This window comes from Ferrimonas pelagia, assembly GCF_039543565.1.
GTDB classification, from domain to species: Bacteria; Pseudomonadota; Gammaproteobacteria; order Enterobacterales; family Shewanellaceae; genus Ferrimonas; species Ferrimonas pelagia.
This window is the reverse complement of the sequence record NZ_BAABJZ010000006.1, coordinates 133,359-149,578: the sequence shown is the minus strand read 5'-3', so window position 1 is coordinate 149,578 and position 16,220 is coordinate 133,359. Positions and strand designations below refer to the sequence as shown.

At 59.3% G+C, this 16,220-nt stretch carries 10 protein-coding genes; 1 reads left to right on the top strand and 9 read right to left on the bottom strand.

Going from position 1 to position 16,220, the window contains the following annotated elements:
- Positions 1-34: 34 nt before the first annotated feature.
- The 3 genes from ABEA08_RS02530 to ABEA08_RS02520 all read right to left on the bottom strand — a co-directional run bounded on the left by ABEA08_RS02530 (position 35) and on the right by ABEA08_RS02520 (position 5,573).
- A complete protein-coding gene (locus tag ABEA08_RS02530) occupies positions 35-1,570 on the bottom strand; it encodes an alpha-L-fucosidase (RefSeq protein ID WP_345333004.1) in 1,536 nt (511 codons plus the stop codon).
- Between the two features lie 58 nt (positions 1,571-1,628).
- Complete coding sequence (locus tag ABEA08_RS02525) at positions 1,629-3,569, bottom strand: family 43 glycosylhydrolase (RefSeq protein WP_345333001.1); 1,941 nt, start codon at positions 3,567-3,569, stop codon at positions 1,629-1,631.
- A 69-nt stretch (positions 3,570-3,638) separates the two neighbouring features.
- Entirely contained in the window at positions 3,639-5,573 is a 1,935-nt protein-coding gene (locus tag ABEA08_RS02520; protein ID WP_345332999.1) for an alpha-L-fucosidase, read from the bottom strand.
- A 543-nt stretch (positions 5,574-6,116) separates the two neighbouring features.
- On the opposite strand from ABEA08_RS02520, the gene ABEA08_RS02515 reads away from it, so the two are divergent.
- A complete protein-coding gene (locus ABEA08_RS02515) occupies positions 6,117-7,772 on the top strand; it encodes a hypothetical protein (RefSeq protein WP_345332997.1) in 1,656 nt (551 codons plus the stop codon).
- 88 nt (positions 7,773-7,860) lie between these two features.
- Here ABEA08_RS02515 and ABEA08_RS02510 read toward each other — a convergent pair whose 3' ends face one another.
- The 6 genes from ABEA08_RS02510 to ABEA08_RS02485 all read right to left on the bottom strand — a co-directional run bounded on the left by ABEA08_RS02510 (position 7,861) and on the right by ABEA08_RS02485 (position 16,209).
- The gene (locus ABEA08_RS02510) at positions 7,861-8,751 is read right to left on the bottom strand and encodes a hypothetical protein (RefSeq protein ID WP_345332995.1); all 891 of its coding nucleotides are present in this window, start codon (positions 8,749-8,751) and stop codon (positions 7,861-7,863) included.
- Complete coding sequence (gene parM, locus ABEA08_RS02505; protein WP_345332992.1) at positions 8,751-9,761, bottom strand: plasmid segregation protein ParM domain-containing protein; 1,011 nt, start codon at positions 9,759-9,761, stop codon at positions 8,751-8,753. Before parM ends, ABEA08_RS02510 begins: the two co-directional genes overlap by 1 nt.
- 401 nt (positions 9,762-10,162) lie before the next feature.
- Positions 10,163-11,344, bottom strand: coding sequence for a lipocalin-like domain-containing protein (locus ABEA08_RS02500; protein WP_345332988.1), 1,182 nt, complete (start codon positions 11,342-11,344; stop codon positions 10,163-10,165).
- The gene (locus tag ABEA08_RS02495; protein WP_345332985.1) at positions 11,344-13,716 is read right to left on the bottom strand and encodes an FtsX-like permease family protein; all 2,373 of its coding nucleotides are present in this window, start codon (positions 13,714-13,716) and stop codon (positions 11,344-11,346) included. Before ABEA08_RS02495 ends, ABEA08_RS02500 begins: the two co-directional genes overlap by 1 nt.
- Complete coding sequence (locus ABEA08_RS02490; RefSeq protein ID WP_345332982.1) at positions 13,713-14,381, bottom strand: ABC transporter ATP-binding protein; 669 nt, start codon at positions 14,379-14,381, stop codon at positions 13,713-13,715. The genes ABEA08_RS02495 and ABEA08_RS02490 overlap by 4 nt, the downstream gene beginning before the upstream one ends.
- Before the next feature lie 199 nt (positions 14,382-14,580).
- Complete coding sequence (locus tag ABEA08_RS02485; RefSeq protein WP_345332980.1) at positions 14,581-16,209, bottom strand: alkaline phosphatase; 1,629 nt, start codon at positions 16,207-16,209, stop codon at positions 14,581-14,583.
- Between the last annotated feature and the right edge of the window lie 11 nt (positions 16,210-16,220).

The window sequence follows — 16,220 nt, the reverse complement described above, 5'->3', positions numbered from 1 at the left end:
GGCGTGTAAACGTCGCCAACAGGCACGATGTGCCTTAACGTTTGAGCTTGGGTAAGGTCTCCTTGAACTGCAGTTTGGCCACATAGGCCACCGACTCGGCCATCCCTTGCGGCCAAGTCAGGATCAAGGCGTCCTGCTCCTGGCGCCAACTGATAGCCTGGCCATCCAGCGTGCGCACCGATGCGATCCCCGCCATATCAAAAGCCGCCGCATTGAGGCTCGTCACCCGGACCTGCCCCGCCTCGGCCATCGCCAAGGCAGTGACGTACAAGGTGTCGTTGGCCTTATTGCGGGTAAAGCGGATGTCTTCGGCACCGTAGTTGTACCCGTGACGCTTGAGCTGAAGGCGGTTTTTCGCCGTGCGGACGGTCGGCCCTTCCCCGTGGATCTGATAGGGTCGGGTCTCATAGATCGCCTCCCCATTCATGGCCAACCACTGTCCCATCTCCCTGAGCACAGTGCCGTACTCGTCCGGCACCGTTCCATCGGCACGGGGTCCGAAGTTGAGCATCATGACGCCGTTCTTACTCACGACATCGATCAGGGTGTGGAGCATCTCGGTGGTGGACCAGTAGTCATCCACCTCGGAGTAGCTCCAGGAGTGCTTACTGATGGAGGTGTCAGCCTGCCAGACATGATCGCTGACTTGGTTGCGTCCCCCCCGTTCCACATCCTGAATGGCCACGCTACGGGGCAAAGTGCGCCCCTTGAAGTTCATCACTACATTGGGATCGCCAAATTCGCCCTTACCCTGAGCGATCGCCGCATTGTAGTAATAGGCCAGGAAGCGTTCCCGCTGCCCCTCAAACGCCTCAAGCATGCTCGGCCGGTTCCAGCCCCAGTCGAAGTAGTAGAGATCCGGCTGATATTTATCCACCAACTCCGCCGTGCGGTTCCACCAACGGTTCATGTACCACTCGTCCGGCTCTCCGCCGTGGCTGTACAGATCTTGATATTCCGGCGCCCAGTCACCGCCGTACTCAAACAGATGCTCGTAGTAATCCAGGTTATGGGCGAAGTGGTTGGTCACCCCCACCTTCATACCGCGCGCCCGCGCCGCGGTGAACAGTTCATCGACGATGTCCCGTTTCGGCCCCATCTCGACCGAGTTCCACTGGGTGTGATCACTGTCGTACATGGAGAAGCCGTCATGGTGCAGAGCCACTACCGAGTAAAATTGGGCCCCGGCAGCCTCTGCCAGATCGATCCAGTGATCGGCATCGAACCTCTCGGCGGTAAACAGCGGGATAAAATCCTTGTAGCCGAACTCGCTTGGCGAGCCGTAAGTGGCCTTGTGGTGCGAATGGTGCCCGGCACTGTCGCTGGTGTCGTACATATGGCGGGGGTACCACTCCGCCGCATGACGGCCACCAAACGCCGGTACTGAGTAGGGCCCCCAGTGGGCCCAGATCCCAAACTTAGCATCCTGATACCACTCCGGTGCCTGATAGTGACTCAGTGAGGCGATGTTCGCCTCATAAACTGGCTTACCACTGTCCGCCGCAGCCAGCGCCGGCGCCAACAGCAGCGCCAGGCTGCTCAATACACGGCGGGAAAAAACACGTTCCATGATGATCCTTTCCTTTGTTGTTGCTCTGATTTTGATCACGACCTCAGCCTGATCCGGGTTAATCGACGCAACGCACCTTGCCCAACTTGGACACGCCGGTTTCGTTGAAGGCTTCGATGGCGAAGCAGTAGCCATTGTGCAGATCCAGCGATCGGATCTCCTTTTGCCCCGCCAGCTCACCGGCAAATTCGTCGTGCCAGATCTGGTAGGTGTGGTACAGCTTGTCCTTGGCCACACCAAAGCGGATGTTGTAACCCACGGTGGACTGCTTCGCCTCGGACGGCGTCCAGGACACCAGGGCGCTGCGGCGATCGTCCAGACGCTCTACGGTCAACCCTTTCGGTGGTTTCGGTGCCTTACCCGGTGCATTGCCAAACACCCGCAGGCCGTTGACGGCCAGATGCTTCACCCCGACATGGACGTTATCGAAACGCACATAGCGGGCCGATACCGGCTCGTCCAACTCGACATAGACGTTGGCTCGGTTTTCCTGGGTGTCCAGGTTGTTGGCCACCTCGGTCCAGGACTCGCCATCGGTGGACACCGACAGGCGATAGTGGGTATAGAGCTGCGCGTCATAAGCATCGCGGCTGACGCCGGAGCCAGGCAGCGGCGCGCGATACGCTTCGCCCTGCACCAGATAATCGGCGTAGTTCAGTTGGATGGCGCGCACCGTCTTCTCGCCCTGCAGATCGACAGTGACAAACTGGCTGTCATTGTTGTCGGCAGCGACCCAGAAGTTGCGTGGGTTCTCGTCGGTGACGAAGGCGGCGTCGAAGCTTCGATCGTTCTGTGGTGCCAACGTCGAGCTGGCGCTGGCCGGCTTGTTGTAGGAGAGCAGCATCCAGCCGCTGAACAGCTCGTTGGGATCCTGGTATTTACCGGTCGGCGCATGGAACGGGAAGTCGATAAAGCGGGCGGTGGAGTACATCACGCCATCCTTGTCGATGGCCGAAGGCAGCAGCACGTTGCGCCGCTCAAACACCCAGTTCACTCCGAACCAGTTGGAGCCGGAGCGCCACAGGTTGCCATGGGCATCCTCGAAGGTGTTGCCGTGGCCTGCGCCATGGACATAGCCGCCGGGCTTGTAGGACACCGGGTTGTGGGCCTGATACTCAAACGGCCCCAGCGGCGATTTAGCAGTGTAGACGCCATCGCCGTAGACGTTGCCATCGGTGCCGGGACCGGCGTAGGTCAGGTAGTAGGTATCGCCACGCTTATACATCTCCGGCCCTTCGATGTAAGGGGCGCGGTTGTCGTGGACGTGGTCAAAGCCCATCCGTTCCCAGCCATGCACGTCCGGATGGGCCGTGATCACCGGTTTGGCGAAACGATTCAGCTCGAGGCCGCGCTGGCGATGTTGGTTGATCTTGGTGCCCCACAGCGGGTGCAGGTTGGAGCTGCCCCAGTAGACGTACCACTGATCGTCCTCATGGTAGAGCGCCGGATCCCACAAGTTGGTGTCGCCCACCACCGGGAAGCCCAAATCTTCCGAGGCAAACTCCCACATCCCAGAGGCAGGGTCATCCGACACCAGCAACTCGGTCTTGCCGCCATTTCGGTGGGAGGCCATCAGGTACACCTGACCGTCTTTGGCCAGCGCCGCCGGGGCGATCATGTCCTTCCACTCCAGACCGGTGTCGGGATCGATGATGGTGGTGCCCGCGTCCTTTTCCTGGCCCGGGGTGAAATAACTCACCGCCCAAGGGCCGGCAGGAGTGATGTGATCCCAGTGGATCAGATCCATCGACATCCAGTAGCCGCGGCCCTGACTGGCGAACTTAAAGTAACCCTGAAACTCGCCATCCACCTCGTGCTTGATCACCACGGGATCGGCGCTTTGCCGGGTCACCAGGCCCGGGGCCTTGATGAACTGGCGCTTTTCGGAGATCCGTTCGCCGTACTGATACTCGACGTCCATCGGGTTGATCAAGGTGGTGCCCGCCAGCGCAGAGGCACTGAGCAAAGAGAGCGTGATAACAGAGAGCGACGTTTTCATGTTGTCCATCCAAATAGCAAAGCGCACCGGCCTGGGCCGGTGCGCTAATGAGAGGAAAAATACGGGGGCTCAGTCGACGTGCTGACCCATCTTCTGGGTGCTATCGGCGCGATCGATCACCAAACTGGCTTGGGTGCCGTCCGCCAGATCCACCCCGTCGATCAGCGACTGCACGGTCAGGGTGTAGCGGCCCTTGTCGTTCAACAGCATATGACCGAACTCCTGCGGCCCCGGCTGGCTTTGAGCTGGCAGGGTCACGCGGAAGCCGCGATCGAAGCTCTTGTCACCTTTGAGCATGTGCAGTTGCACCACGCCACCTTCGTGAGCCGGCATATCCAGCACCAGATTGTAGTGGCGCTCGGTGTGACGAATGCGGACATTGCTGCTCAGCAGGTGGGTCTCACCGTCACGGGCTTCCAACGTCAGGGTCTGGGTGGTCGGCAGATAGTGATGGCCGTGCTCATGCCAGGACAGATCGAAACCGGTCAGCTTAAAGCCGTACACAGGACCGATGGCATCGACGTTCAGCTCGGCGGTCTCCAGCACCAGGTTACCGGCATCGTTGATGCGGGTGCTCACTTCGCCATTCCCTTCGCTTAAGCCCAGCAACTCAGCTTTGGCACGCCAGCGCTTCTTGTCGACGGCGGTGGCCTTCAGCTCGATGTCCTGGCCCGGCTCCCAGCCCATGGCAAAGGCGTAAATGGTCTTGCCATCTTTGGATTGGGTGTAGCGGATGTCTTCCGGACGGTACACGGTCGGCGCGTGGGCCTTGGAATCCTTGGCTGCGTAGTGACCGCGATCGTTGGCGGACAGGCCCTCACCATAGGTCAGCCAAGGGCGGGTGTCGTAAATGCCTTCGCCGTTGATCTCAAGCCAGGCGCCGATATCTTCAAGAATGGTCACCTGCTCGGCAGGGATGGCACCGGTATGATCCGGCCCAACGTTCAGTACCATGATCCCGTTCTTGGAGACCACGTCCACCAGGTAGTTCACCAGATCGGACGACTTCTCCAGGTGCGGGTTCTTGTGGTTAAACCAGGCGCCGGTGGAGGTGTCGGTCAGCCAAGGGAACTCGGACATAAAGCTCAGGCGGCCGCGCTCTAAGTCCAACATGGAGTAAGGCAGCTGATGCCCTTCGTGCTTCTTCTGCGCCACGGTAGGCTGACTTTGGCCGTAACCCAGGGCTTCGTTGTAGTAGTTGGCGTACATCTGGTGCTGGATATCCCAGTCGTGCCAGCCCAGGCCGAAATCGAAGTAAATCATGTCCGGCTGGTACTTGGCGGTGTACTCATCCACCTTGGCCAGGAAGATCTCCTGGTTGGCACGGGAGATCCAGCGAAACTCCGGGGTGCCACGACGTACCGGCTCGACGAACTCGCCGTACAGATCCGGTGCATCGGCACCATCGTAGTTATGGGCAAACTCGAAGAAACGCGGGGCAAAGCCGTGGTGGAAGGAGGAGAAGAAGTACATCTCTTCGCCTTTGATGGCCTCAGCCAACTCACCGGCGATATCGCGTTTCGGGCCCATCTCTACGCTGTTGTAGGGGGAGATCTCGGAGTCCCACAGCAGGAAGTTGTCGTGGTGCACTGCTACCGGTCCGGCAAACTTGGCCCCCGCGGCAGCAAACAGCTCGGCCCACTGCTTGGCATCGAAGTTGTCGGCGGTAAAGCCTTCGATCAGATCCTTGTAGCCCACCTCGGCCGGATCACCCCAGTGCTTCTTGTGGTGTTTCTGGATGTAGTGGCCATCTTCATACATATGGCGGCCATACCAGCCCATCGGGCGCTCAGCATCCTGAATGGCGTGGGTTACCACGCCCCAGTGGGTATAGATCCCGAACTTGGCGTCCATCAGCCACTGGGGATCCTGGTACTGGGCATTGAGGGATTCGTGGGAAGGTTCAAACTGACGTGGGCTATCCGCGGCAATGGCTGGAGCCACGGCCAGATTGGCCGCGATGAGGGCAGGCAACAGGGCCGGCACCAGAGGCAACTTTTTCATCGAATTTCCTATATCGCGACCCGGTGCTGAGCACTCAGGGAACGGTCGCTTTGTTGTTTTTAATGGCACTGCCACCGCGCAGACATCAAACGGAATGAGGGCAACAAGGAGATCATTGTCACTTCAATGGCAGACACACAGTATTCGTGCCAATAGTCGGCTCATTTTTGTGACAAAAATGGACTGGGAACCAGAGTCTTGACGTTTATTTACAACAACTTGTGCTGCATATCCAAATCCCCCCTCGAGTGCCGATCAACGGCATCCGCAATTTAACTGATGGGGTTGGACATCGCGCAGATAATACAAAAGTTCCAGTACCAAAGGCTTGGCGAATTATCTGGTAACAAAGGAGGATTCGCTTCTGGGTGATGTATCATCATTGCCACCTACATTCAGCCGATTTGCTGAAAATTCTCACCATTTCAGAACCACGCTGTTGCCGTCGCACTGCTCTGCCACACCGCTGCAAAACTGTGAGGCTTACTGCTCCGCAACGGCCCCAGCAACCCGACAATCCAACCTCGATGAAACCAATACACCATGAGAAAAAGAATCTGGCTGCTCAGCCTACTCTCGCTGATCAGTGGCTGTAGTGACAGCGAAACCACACCAACCGTCGACCACATTGAACTGTCCGTGGCGGATCCCTTGATCTGGCACACCCGTGAGCAGGTTATGGTCACCGCACACCTCAGTGATGGCAGCCAAACCCAGCTCACAGACGGTGTGACCTACCACAGCTCTAACCTTGATATCGCGTATTTCCAGCAAGAGCAGCTTTGGGTCATCGGCACCGGTGAGGTTGAACTCAGCGCCCACTATGCAGGGTTAGAGCATAGGTTGCAGCGTCAGGTGTTACGCAGCAGCCATGATTGGAGCCAAGATCCTGACGCAATGGTGATCGCCGATCACTATTACCCAAAATGCTTTGCTGCCGAATTGCAGGCAAATCTGGACTACTTCCGACACGACATCGGCATTGAAGTCGGCACCGGCATTCCCCACGAAAACCTCAAGGTGGACCACAACAACATCCCCTACGGCAAAGCCAATTACACCAACATCTCCGCCATCGGCCTTTATCTGAATGTGCTTGTTGAGGTTCAGCGAGCTGGCTCACCCACAGCCGCTGAAAAGATGGCGCAGGTACTCCGCCAACTGGAGCAAGCGCCCCATCTCGATGGCCTATTCCACTGGTTATACCGATTTGAAAATGGGGTGCTGACGACCACATCCAATGGTGGCATAGTTTCCGCCGTCGACAACGGCAACCTGGCCTCTTCTCTGGCCAGCCTCGCTGGTGCCTTCTGGCAGCACTCAGATCCTGTGTTGGCCGAGCTGTCTCAGCGTTCTCACGCTCTGCTGCAACGACAACGCACCGGCTGGAGTCGTTTCTACGATCCCGACAAGGGGATGCTCCGCGCGGCTTATCGCTATAACACAGACGATCCGGATCAAGCTCCCGGCTTTCAAAACTATCATATTGACCGCAAAACCAATGAGAGTCGCACTGCACCGATCTGGGCAGCCCTACTCACACAGGGTATGGGGGATGAGGCCGTTCCTATCGATGCCTTCACCAACATGAAGTTGTTCACCACCGAGTACCTAAACGCACAAGGTCAAACCACAGAGCCAGCTTTGGCCTGGAATGGCGGCATCTTTCAGGGGCTCGCGCCACAACTTTGGTTTGACGAAGCCAGCCTCATGCCCGATTTCCAGATGTGGATTGATTTCTCACAAGCGCAATATGAGTTTGCCGAACAGCATCGTATCCCGCTGCTGAGCTCTGCCCCAACCGTTGAGGACGGATATGACTCATATGGGCTCGATGTGGTCTCCGAGGCCTATATGCGCAATCCTGCGAATAGCAGCCAAGATACGGTCGGCACGCCGCATGCGAGTGGCCTCTCCTTTATGGTTGAACCGGATCGGGCATTAACCCACCTGATGGGCCTGAAAGACCAATACCCGCAGATCACCAGCGTGGCTGGCTGGTATGGTGCCATCAACGCGCAAGGCGAGATGTCCAGCAAGCTTATCGCCTGGGATCAAGGGATGTTTGTGGGCGCCTTCTTTGCCGATGCCATCCGTCAGGATGTAGCGCACTACATCGAACAGATCGAGGGCACCGAGGCATTACATCAGATGTATACCAGCATGATTTCAGACGGCACCTTATTGCCGAAAGAGTGACGCCGAATACAACAAAGGCCCTGGATCATCAGGGCCTTTTATGGGCTTCATTGCGAGCGAGTGAGGTGTCACTCCTCTTACCGTGCGGTTACCAGACGCCCTTCTTCTTCACTTTTGCGGCACTGGCCAGCTTGGCATCCAGATCACTGCTCTTACCCGCCGCCGAGGTGATCGTGTCCGCCGACGATAGCTGCTCGATCAGCTTGGTCTGTTTCACCAGCTGCCGTCGTAACTCACGGATCTCATCCTGCAGCGCACTCTGGCTTTGCAGCAATTCGGAGCCGTGCGCCTCGGACTGGGCGCTGAGCTGCTGCGCCACCGTCGTCGCTAACGCGTGCGGATCGGCCTTCGACTCAAACTGCGGCGCACTGGATTGGATCTCACTGAGCTGTTCGATCAACTGGGTACCGAATTGAGCACAGAGCAGATCCATATCCAGTTCCAGCGGTGCCGGGGCTTCCGGCGTGGGCAGCGCCGCAATCACCATCTCAGCAATATCGGCGCTATCCAGTGCCGCAACCGGCTCCGCGGGCGTCGTTAGCATTGTTGGCAATCCCGCCAGCACCTGCTCAGCGATCGCACTTGTGTCGAGCTCAGCGGCCGCTGCTGGCTCTGGCGTCATCGCCAACATGGCTTTCAACTGCTGCCACTGACGATCACACAAGAGTGCCGACACCGGCTCCGTCGACGCACCACTGTGCACCCCATTGGCAGCCAGCAGGTGCAGCAGGGTTTCCCCTTTGACCTTATCGGCACTGAAGCAATCCGCCAGCTGACGGGGCAGATCGCCCGACAGCTGATTGAGGTACAACCCCGCCAAATAGATCTCGCGGTGGAAGTTCGATTGAGCCGTTTTCAGTTGATCGGCGTCGTTGTAGCGCTGACGCAGGCCCTGCTGCCACGCCTTAAGGGTGGTCACCGTGTGCAGATCCGTCGCCTTATGCTCCGGCTCGACGTGGAAACTGGCGCTGATCCGCATCAGGCTGCGTCCGCGTCTTCAGCGTGGTAGCAGCAGATCTCCCGCGCCAACGCCGATTGCGCTTGTGACACCAGCATCACCTTGTCGCCCAGGGTCGCGTACGCTTCGCGCACCGCATCGGCGATCAGCGGCGCACCGCCGCCCACCAGATACACCCGGTTTGGGTTGCGGGCGAAGATCTTGGCTTCATAGGCCACCGCCGCGCCCAGCTCCTGGATCTTCTCTTCGATCTTCTGCAGCACCCAGTCGATCTTGGACTCGTCGTTGACCACCTCAGAAACAAAGTCACGATCCTGGCGGCGTTTCACCAGCTCGGAGGCCACCAGGTAGCTGGCGTCGCTGTCCGCCGCCGCCATCGCCTTGCGCGCCGCGTCGGTCACCATGCATACGCCGATATCGGCATTGCCGTACACCGCCGAAACCTCGTCGAACTCGCCGACCACCACGCCCATATCCAGGGTGGTGCCACCCAAGTCGATCACCAGAGATTTGGTGAACTCGCTCACGCCGGAATCCACCAAGGTGGTCAGTACCGCCGGCAGACTCTCCGGCATCACTTCCACATCGACGATCTGAAACAGCTGGCCCCTATTGAGGCTGATATCACGCATCAGGTTGGCTTTCTTACGGGCAATATTGGCTTCGTTGCGCTGGCAATCATCGGCGTTGTAATACTCGGTGATCGGCAGGGTCACCACGATGGACACCGGACACGGCTCGATGCCGGTTTTGAGCAGCGCATGATGCACCGCCAGCAGATTCAAATCGTCGTACTGATACTCGACATGTGTGGTCGACAAGGCTTTGTCGGAAGTCGCGTCATAGGTGTATTTGGTCGCGCCGATCGCGTAGTTGAAGACCCGTTTGTCCGACAGCAGTGCGGCGCTCTTCCAATCCTTACGGAAGGAGTTGGCGGAGATCAGACTCTTCAGCTCACCATTGTCGATCCAGCTGATCTTCACATTGGTGGAACCATCATCGATGGCAAATTTCAATTTAGCGGCGGTCATGGCGACTCTCATAATTAACGGTGAATGGGCGACCCAGTGCGCCTGAAAGGCGACCAAACTACCGTCAAAACAAAGGGATCTCAGCTCTTTTCCTGTGGGAATGTGAGCCGGATTCGTCATGCCATTTTCTTGTCGCCAAAGTGCCAAATTGACGGCGCAAATTGCCAATAAAAACGCCGGTATCGCTCATCTATACAGCACTTTTCACGCTTTTCCGTCGTCCCCCAAAAACACATTAGCCCAATGAAGTTCATTGCCCTTATCGTCAAAAGCCTTGTCTGCCAGCGCGCCAAATAGGCACCCAAAACACCGCGGCGGTCCGAGTGGTGTCAATATTAGCTGGGATACGGCAAGGCGCATGGCCTTGCCTTACGCATTTCAGCCTGCGCGAGAAGCGCCCGTTAGTGCCGACTGTAGCCCGTCATCTCGATAAAGCCCACCCCTCGCTGGCTGCCACTTTCACCATCGAGGATCCGAACCGGTCCCTCCCAGTAGGGAAATGCCAGTTGGTTGCGCTGATCACTCGACAGGGTTTCCACCTCCAGTTGCCAGGGGTTTGCGAGTACCTGTGGTGCATCGATCCCCACCTGCCAAGCCACCGGATAGCGGCCGTCATCCAGTTCGGACCAGGCCGTGGCGCGCCAGTCGATCTGGTGATGATCCAGCGGGTGCAGGGCACCGTCTGGCGTGACAATGGATCCGGCGCAGTTTCGCAGCGACGGATCCGCGCCCTGCTCGGGCCGCATGCAAAACGTCATCAACGCCTCACCGCTGTCCAACTGGGCACTAAGCCAGTCCCAACCGGCAAAGCGCGGATCCAGAAACTTGGATGACCACTCCCGATCCAGCCATGCCGTACCGGTAACCGGAAACCAGCCGTCGTCACTTTTAAGATGGCCGGACACCTTCAGCAAGGGGTAGCTGTAGTAGAAGGAGGCCAGAGAGCCGTCGGCACTTTTCTGACTGTAGCCGTCCTCACCATGGCGCACCAATGGGCTGTCATCGAGCACCAGCGCCATGGCAAATTCATCCTGCTGAGCCACCAGGTTCAGTGGCAAAAATTCGGTGTCTCGGCTTTGCAGCAGCCAATTATCCAACCAGGCACTGAACGGCGCCGCCCGCACCCCGGCTTGCGCAGTTTGCGGCTCATTGTTGCCACCTCGGCCCCAACGCTCCCAGGCGCGGTGTTTGCCCAACCCCGGCGGCGGCGACCAACCGAGGTGACCCATATACCACTGCCCCTGCCACCAATCACTCGCGGCTGCATTCGCCACCGCATCCACCGCAGCATTGGTCGCCTCATCGTTCACCGGCTCACCGGCAAAACGAAACAGGGTCCACTGCACGCCATGCTGACGGCCTTGCTCATCAAACAGATTGGCGGTGATGTACCACCACTCGATGCCATAGTCATTGTGTGCGCCATGATCTTGAGGAAACTGCAACGGCGTGCCCGGCCGCACCGCCTTGCCCCTCGCTTCGCCCATCGGGCCCACCGTATGCTCAGACTTAGGCTGACAGGCCATCAGTATTGTCCCCACTAACAGCGCCAACCCCACCCATTGCAAGGTACGCCAGTTCATCATGCCTCCTCCCGCGTCAGCTCGGCTGCCACGCTGCGTCGGGACTGCCACCAAATAGGGCCGGTCGCCACCAAAATGAGCAAGCCACAAGCCATCACCAAACCGGACAGCCACTGGCCACTGCCCAGTTGCACTGGCATGCTCCAACCAAAGGCCAAGGGATTGACCTTACTCACCAACTGCCAGCCCAGCAGCACGCCTGAGCCTGTGGCGATCAACGCCACCAGCCCCATCTGACACACCAACTGCAGCAGTCGGGCCTGGGTGATCTGCGCCCGCACCATGCCCAAGGAGGACACCACCGCCTGCTGCCGCTCCCAACTGCGCTGTTGCGCCGCCAGCGAGGCGAACCAGGAGATCATCGCCACCACAAGTGTCAGCCAGGCTAGCGCATCAGTAATGACAAACGTCCTGCGAAACAAGCCATTGGCCTGCTCGCGCAAGGTCCGTTGCGCGAGCAGGCTGGCTTGCGGCAAGCCTAGCTCTTGTTGCAACTGGCGAAGCGTGGCGGACAGATCGATCCCCTCATGCAAGATCAGCGAGTAGCCGTCCGCCGGTGCACTGCCAAACGCCTGAGCCAAGCTTCGCATCCACACCGTGACTTCGTCGCCCGGGTTACCGTAGTCGTAGTAGATCCCAACCAACCGACAGACCATCATGCGCTCACCGCTGTGCAGCGTCATGGCCTGCCCCAAAGACAAGCGATGACGCATCGCCATCGGCTCATTGGCCAGACAGCCACTGCCGTCCGCCAGCGCCTGCCACCAATCGGGCTCGATTTGGGTAAAGGTCAAGAACCGCCATGGCTGTCCGGTGCCGTTATACCCCATCAGGTTGACCGCGCCTTGTCCAAACCGTCCATCGCGCTGACTGCGCTGCTGCAATCGCGCCACCTCAGGCATCGCCTCCAGCCTAGGTTTCAACTGGCGCAAGGTGGCATCATCCGCATACAGGTAGATGTCGGCATGCAGCCGGGTGTCCAAATACTCCCCCAGCGCCTGCTCAAACGAGCCCACCAAAATGCGGGTGGAGATGGCCGAGGACAGTGCCAGCGTGATCGCCACGATGGGGATCACCAAGCGATGACTGGCACCGCGCAGATCCCACAGCGACCAGGCTAGGGGCGCGTTGGCATAGGGCGCCAAACGGCCGAGCAAAGCGGCGCCTAGATTTAGTAATTTCGGTAGGACCAACACGGTCAGCAAAACGGTACAGGCCACCAGTGCCAACGCGCCGTTTTGATCCTGCGCCTGCCAATTCAACCAAGCGCCAAGCGCCAACAACACCGCGATCGCGCCCCAATGCCAGCGACGCCCGGCCCCCGCGGCGCGCAGCAGATAGACGATCATCAGCATCAGCGCGCCAAACAGCACAATAAAGCAGAACAGTGCATGGCCCCAGTTCCACGCCAACTGCAGCGGTTTCTCCATCTCATACAGGGACACCAGGGTGTCGGACACACCGGGGCCAAGAAAGCGGGCCAGCCAGATCCCGAGCAAGCTGCCGAGCAAGGCCGCCAGCGCAGACCACAGGCCCAACTCCATTGCCAAGGCCGATAACCACTGGCGCCGAGTAAACCCCAGCTGATGGAGGATCTTTAAGCTGTGCAGACGATGCTGCACCAAGCGCTCTAAGGCATGAAACGCCAGCAGCAAGCCCACTAGGAAACTCAAGGTCGACAGCGCCGTCAGGTTCAAACTGAATGCTTCCAGCAGGTTATTGTCCCCGGCCTGAGTCATTTCCCGCAGCACCAGCCCGGACTCGATCTCCTTGTCGATCCGCCGCTTAACCCACGCCAGCTCGCTGTCCGTCAGGGTCGGCAGCTCAAGGTAACTGAGCCAAGGGCCGGTCTTCGCCAGCGCTGCCGCTTGCGAGATGTCCAACAACAACCAGGGCCCGACGTCACTTTGCAAGGCCAGTTGAGGTAATGGCGCGCCGCTGTCACTCAACAGCGTCTGCCCGGCCAGCCAGCCCCGTTGCGCCGCCACCTGCATATCGACGATGGTGCGCCAGCCCGACTCGCCACGCAGATAGCCCGGTGGCAGCTCGACCCCGCGCAGGCGAACCACACTGCCATCCGCTAACCGCACCATCTTCTGCATCACCGGCCGCGCAGCGATGCCGGCCCGGCGCAGATCCAAGTAAAGATCCTGATGAATGCGATGACCGGACAGCAAAGACTGCAGTCGCCAAGGGTAATGGTTTTCCAGGCCCTGCTCCGCCTGGGTGAAGCTGGACTTGGCGGCGCGATTGAGCGCCTCGACCCCGGTCAGCAGCGCGCCAGCGAGGGTCAGTCCCAGTGCCAACCACAAATAGAGCCAGCGGTGACGGCGCATGTCGCCCAGGCTCAGGGCGATAAAGTCTTTGATCATACGCCGGCCTGCCAATGCAGCCCCTGATCGCGCAGATAGATGCGGTGGGGAAATTGCTCGGCCAGCTCCCGACTGTGGGTCACCATCAACAAGGTCGCATTCTGCGCTTGCGCCAAGCTGCGCAGCTGATGCACCACCTCCCGGCTGTTGCCCTCATCCAGGTTGCCGGTGGGCTCATCGGCCAAGATCAATTTCGGCTGGTGGATCAACGCCCGACATACCGCGACCCGTTGCTGCTCGCCACCGGAGAGGCGATCCGGCGTTCTATCCAGCATGCGCGTCAGGCCAAGCGCCTGGGCCAATGGCTCTAACGCATCGGTGCGGTCGTGGCCAAATTTGAGTTTGTGGGGCAACAGGATATTGTGCCGCACCGTCAGTGCCGGCAGCAGTTGGAAGCCCTGAAACACGATGCCGATCTCGCGCCGGTAACGGGCCAACTCATCACTGCTGAGCCGGTCGAGTTGATGCTCACCAATGCGGATAGCGCCGGATTGAATGGGCTCCAGTCCCGCCAACAGATTCATCAACGTGGTCTTGCCGCTGCCGCTGTCGCCGAGCAGCGCACAGTGCTGGCCCTGCTTGACCGTCAGATCGACGTCATGGAAGATGGTTCTGAGGCTATCGCCATCCTGGCGAGTAAAGCGAAGCGACTGGATCTGGATCATAGTGTGCCCCTACTGCGTCCTTACGTTCAGTGTACGCAGCGGTTCACGGCAGAATAAAGCGTAATTGCATTCGAGTCGGGTTTTGTTGCATTAACTAAGACTTGTACTGCTTATCACAGCGAGCGGATCACCCAGATAGCAACCACCCCCGCATTGGCGGGGGTGGTTAAATTCGTCGAGATCACCGAGGTGACGCGGTTTAAGGCATGGCCGCCACGCGCTCGGACAGGCCCAGTGCCTGATCGATGATATGGAATATCACGTTCTGCTCCAGTGTGCCCCGGGCCAGTTGCGCCCCCGGCCCCACCGCATGCAAGATCACATCTTCGCCGGCGTGGGTTTCACTGTCCATCGGCGTCACAGCGCGCTGCCGGTAGTCCGGTGCCATTACGCTCTCCTGAGTCAAACTGGCGGTGGGGTAGTTGGCCCCCGGTCCATTGGCGTACGCCAAAGTGGTAAAGGGCTGCTGCTCCCCATCAAGCATCGGCTCATGGCCGCCGTCCTCGGTCGGGCGTCCAGCCAATCCTAAGATCGGATTTCCGATCGCCGAATACCCCGCCATGCTCAGCGTGTGGGAGTGATCCGCCGTCACCAGCACCAGGGTATCTTCCCCCACCGCCGCCATCACCGCGGCCACCGCCTCGTCCAGCTCAATCACCTCATGCAGGGCACGATGGGCGTTACCGGCATGGTGGCCGTGATCGATGCGGCCGGACTCCACCACCAGCATGAAGCCCTGGCCGTCCTGCGCATCACGGGCCTGCAGCAACTCCAGCGCTTTGCTGGTCATCGCTTCCAAACTGGGTTGGATGCTGCGTTCGCTCTCAGAGGCCAGGCGGTCAACCCGGTAGGCGTTATGTGATGGCGCAAACAGACCCAATGCCTGGGTCTTGCCATCCGCCGGCAAAGCCTCCATTGCAAGCAAACTGTCCACGTAGATAGAATCCGCATGTCGCTGCTGCCAGACTTGAGTGAGGTCGCGGCCATCCTTGCGCTTACCGGTCACGCCCGGATAGATGGGATCCGCCTGCTCTTTCGGCAGAAACTGCTGGCGACCACCGCCAAAGGCCACATCGAGACCGCGACCATAATCAAACTCGACCAGCTGGGTGGCAATATCGACGCAGCCGACCTGCTTACCCCAATTGGTGATGTCGCCATCGCTCTCATAATTGCGATCCGGCGACCAGGCGTAAGTGGCCGCCGGGGTCGCATGGGTGATCCGGGTATTGGTCACCACCCCGGTGGCCATTCCGGCTTGGGCCGCCATCATCATGTTGGTCATCAAGCGGTGCTCGCCAAAGCTGGCACAGTCGCGCCGCGCCACTTGCTCGGACACACTCAAGACCCCGGCGCGGGTCTTCACCCCGGTGACGATGGCGCTCATGGTCCCGGCCGAATCCGGCACCTGGGCATCGGTGTTGTAGGTTTTCACCATGGCGGTGTAGGGAAATTCGTCGAAACTGAGCATGTGCCCTTCGCCGTTCTCACCCTGCAACTGGCCCGCCAGGATCCGCGCGGCGGTGATGGTGGTAACCGACATGCCATCGCCGACAAACAGCACCACATTGCGTGCCCGCTCGGTGATTGGGGTCAGCGCCTGCAGCTGCGCCACCTTATCCTGACCCTGCTGATACCAGGGATCGGTCTCATCTAAAGTGCGTCCGTCCAGCCCCAATTGGCCAGTCACTGGCGTAGCCGGCGCGTCGAATTGCGCTTTCATCTGGGTCGCGGCCGGTGCCGGAGCGTCCCCATGCCCTGCACCTTGCGGCGAGCAGGCAGTTAACAACATGACACTAACCAGCGCCGCCAATGGAGTGCAATTCATACCTCTGTACA

What these genes read in the sequence shown, in the direction of transcription:
- ABEA08_RS02530 (WP_345333004.1), bottom strand. Translation starts at nt 1,570, where the DNA reads ATGGAACGTGTTTTTTCCCGCCGTGTATTGAGCAGCCTGGCGCTGCTG.
- ABEA08_RS02525 (WP_345333001.1), bottom strand. Translation starts at nt 3,569, where the DNA reads ATGAAAACGTCGCTCTCTGTTATCACGCTCTCTTTGCTCAGTGCCTCT.
- ABEA08_RS02520 (WP_345332999.1), bottom strand. Translation starts at nt 5,573, where the DNA reads ATGAAAAAGTTGCCTCTGGTGCCGGCCCTGTTGCCTGCCCTCATCGCG.
- ABEA08_RS02515 (WP_345332997.1), top strand. Translation starts at nt 6,117, where the DNA reads ATGAGAAAAAGAATCTGGCTGCTCAGCCTACTCTCGCTGATCAGTGGC.
- ABEA08_RS02510 (WP_345332995.1), bottom strand. Translation starts at nt 8,751, where the DNA reads ATGCGGATCAGCGCCAGTTTCCACGTCGAGCCGGAGCATAAGGCGACG.
- parM (WP_345332992.1), bottom strand. Translation starts at nt 9,761, where the DNA reads ATGACCGCCGCTAAATTGAAATTTGCCATCGATGATGGTTCCACCAAT.
- ABEA08_RS02500 (WP_345332988.1), bottom strand. Translation starts at nt 11,344, where the DNA reads ATGAACTGGCGTACCTTGCAATGGGTGGGGTTGGCGCTGTTAGTGGGG.
- ABEA08_RS02495 (WP_345332985.1), bottom strand. Translation starts at nt 13,716, where the DNA reads ATGATCAAAGACTTTATCGCCCTGAGCCTGGGCGACATGCGCCGTCAC.
- ABEA08_RS02490 (WP_345332982.1), bottom strand. Translation starts at nt 14,381, where the DNA reads ATGATCCAGATCCAGTCGCTTCGCTTTACTCGCCAGGATGGCGATAGC.
- ABEA08_RS02485 (WP_345332980.1), bottom strand. Translation starts at nt 16,209, where the DNA reads ATGAATTGCACTCCATTGGCGGCGCTGGTTAGTGTCATGTTGTTAACT.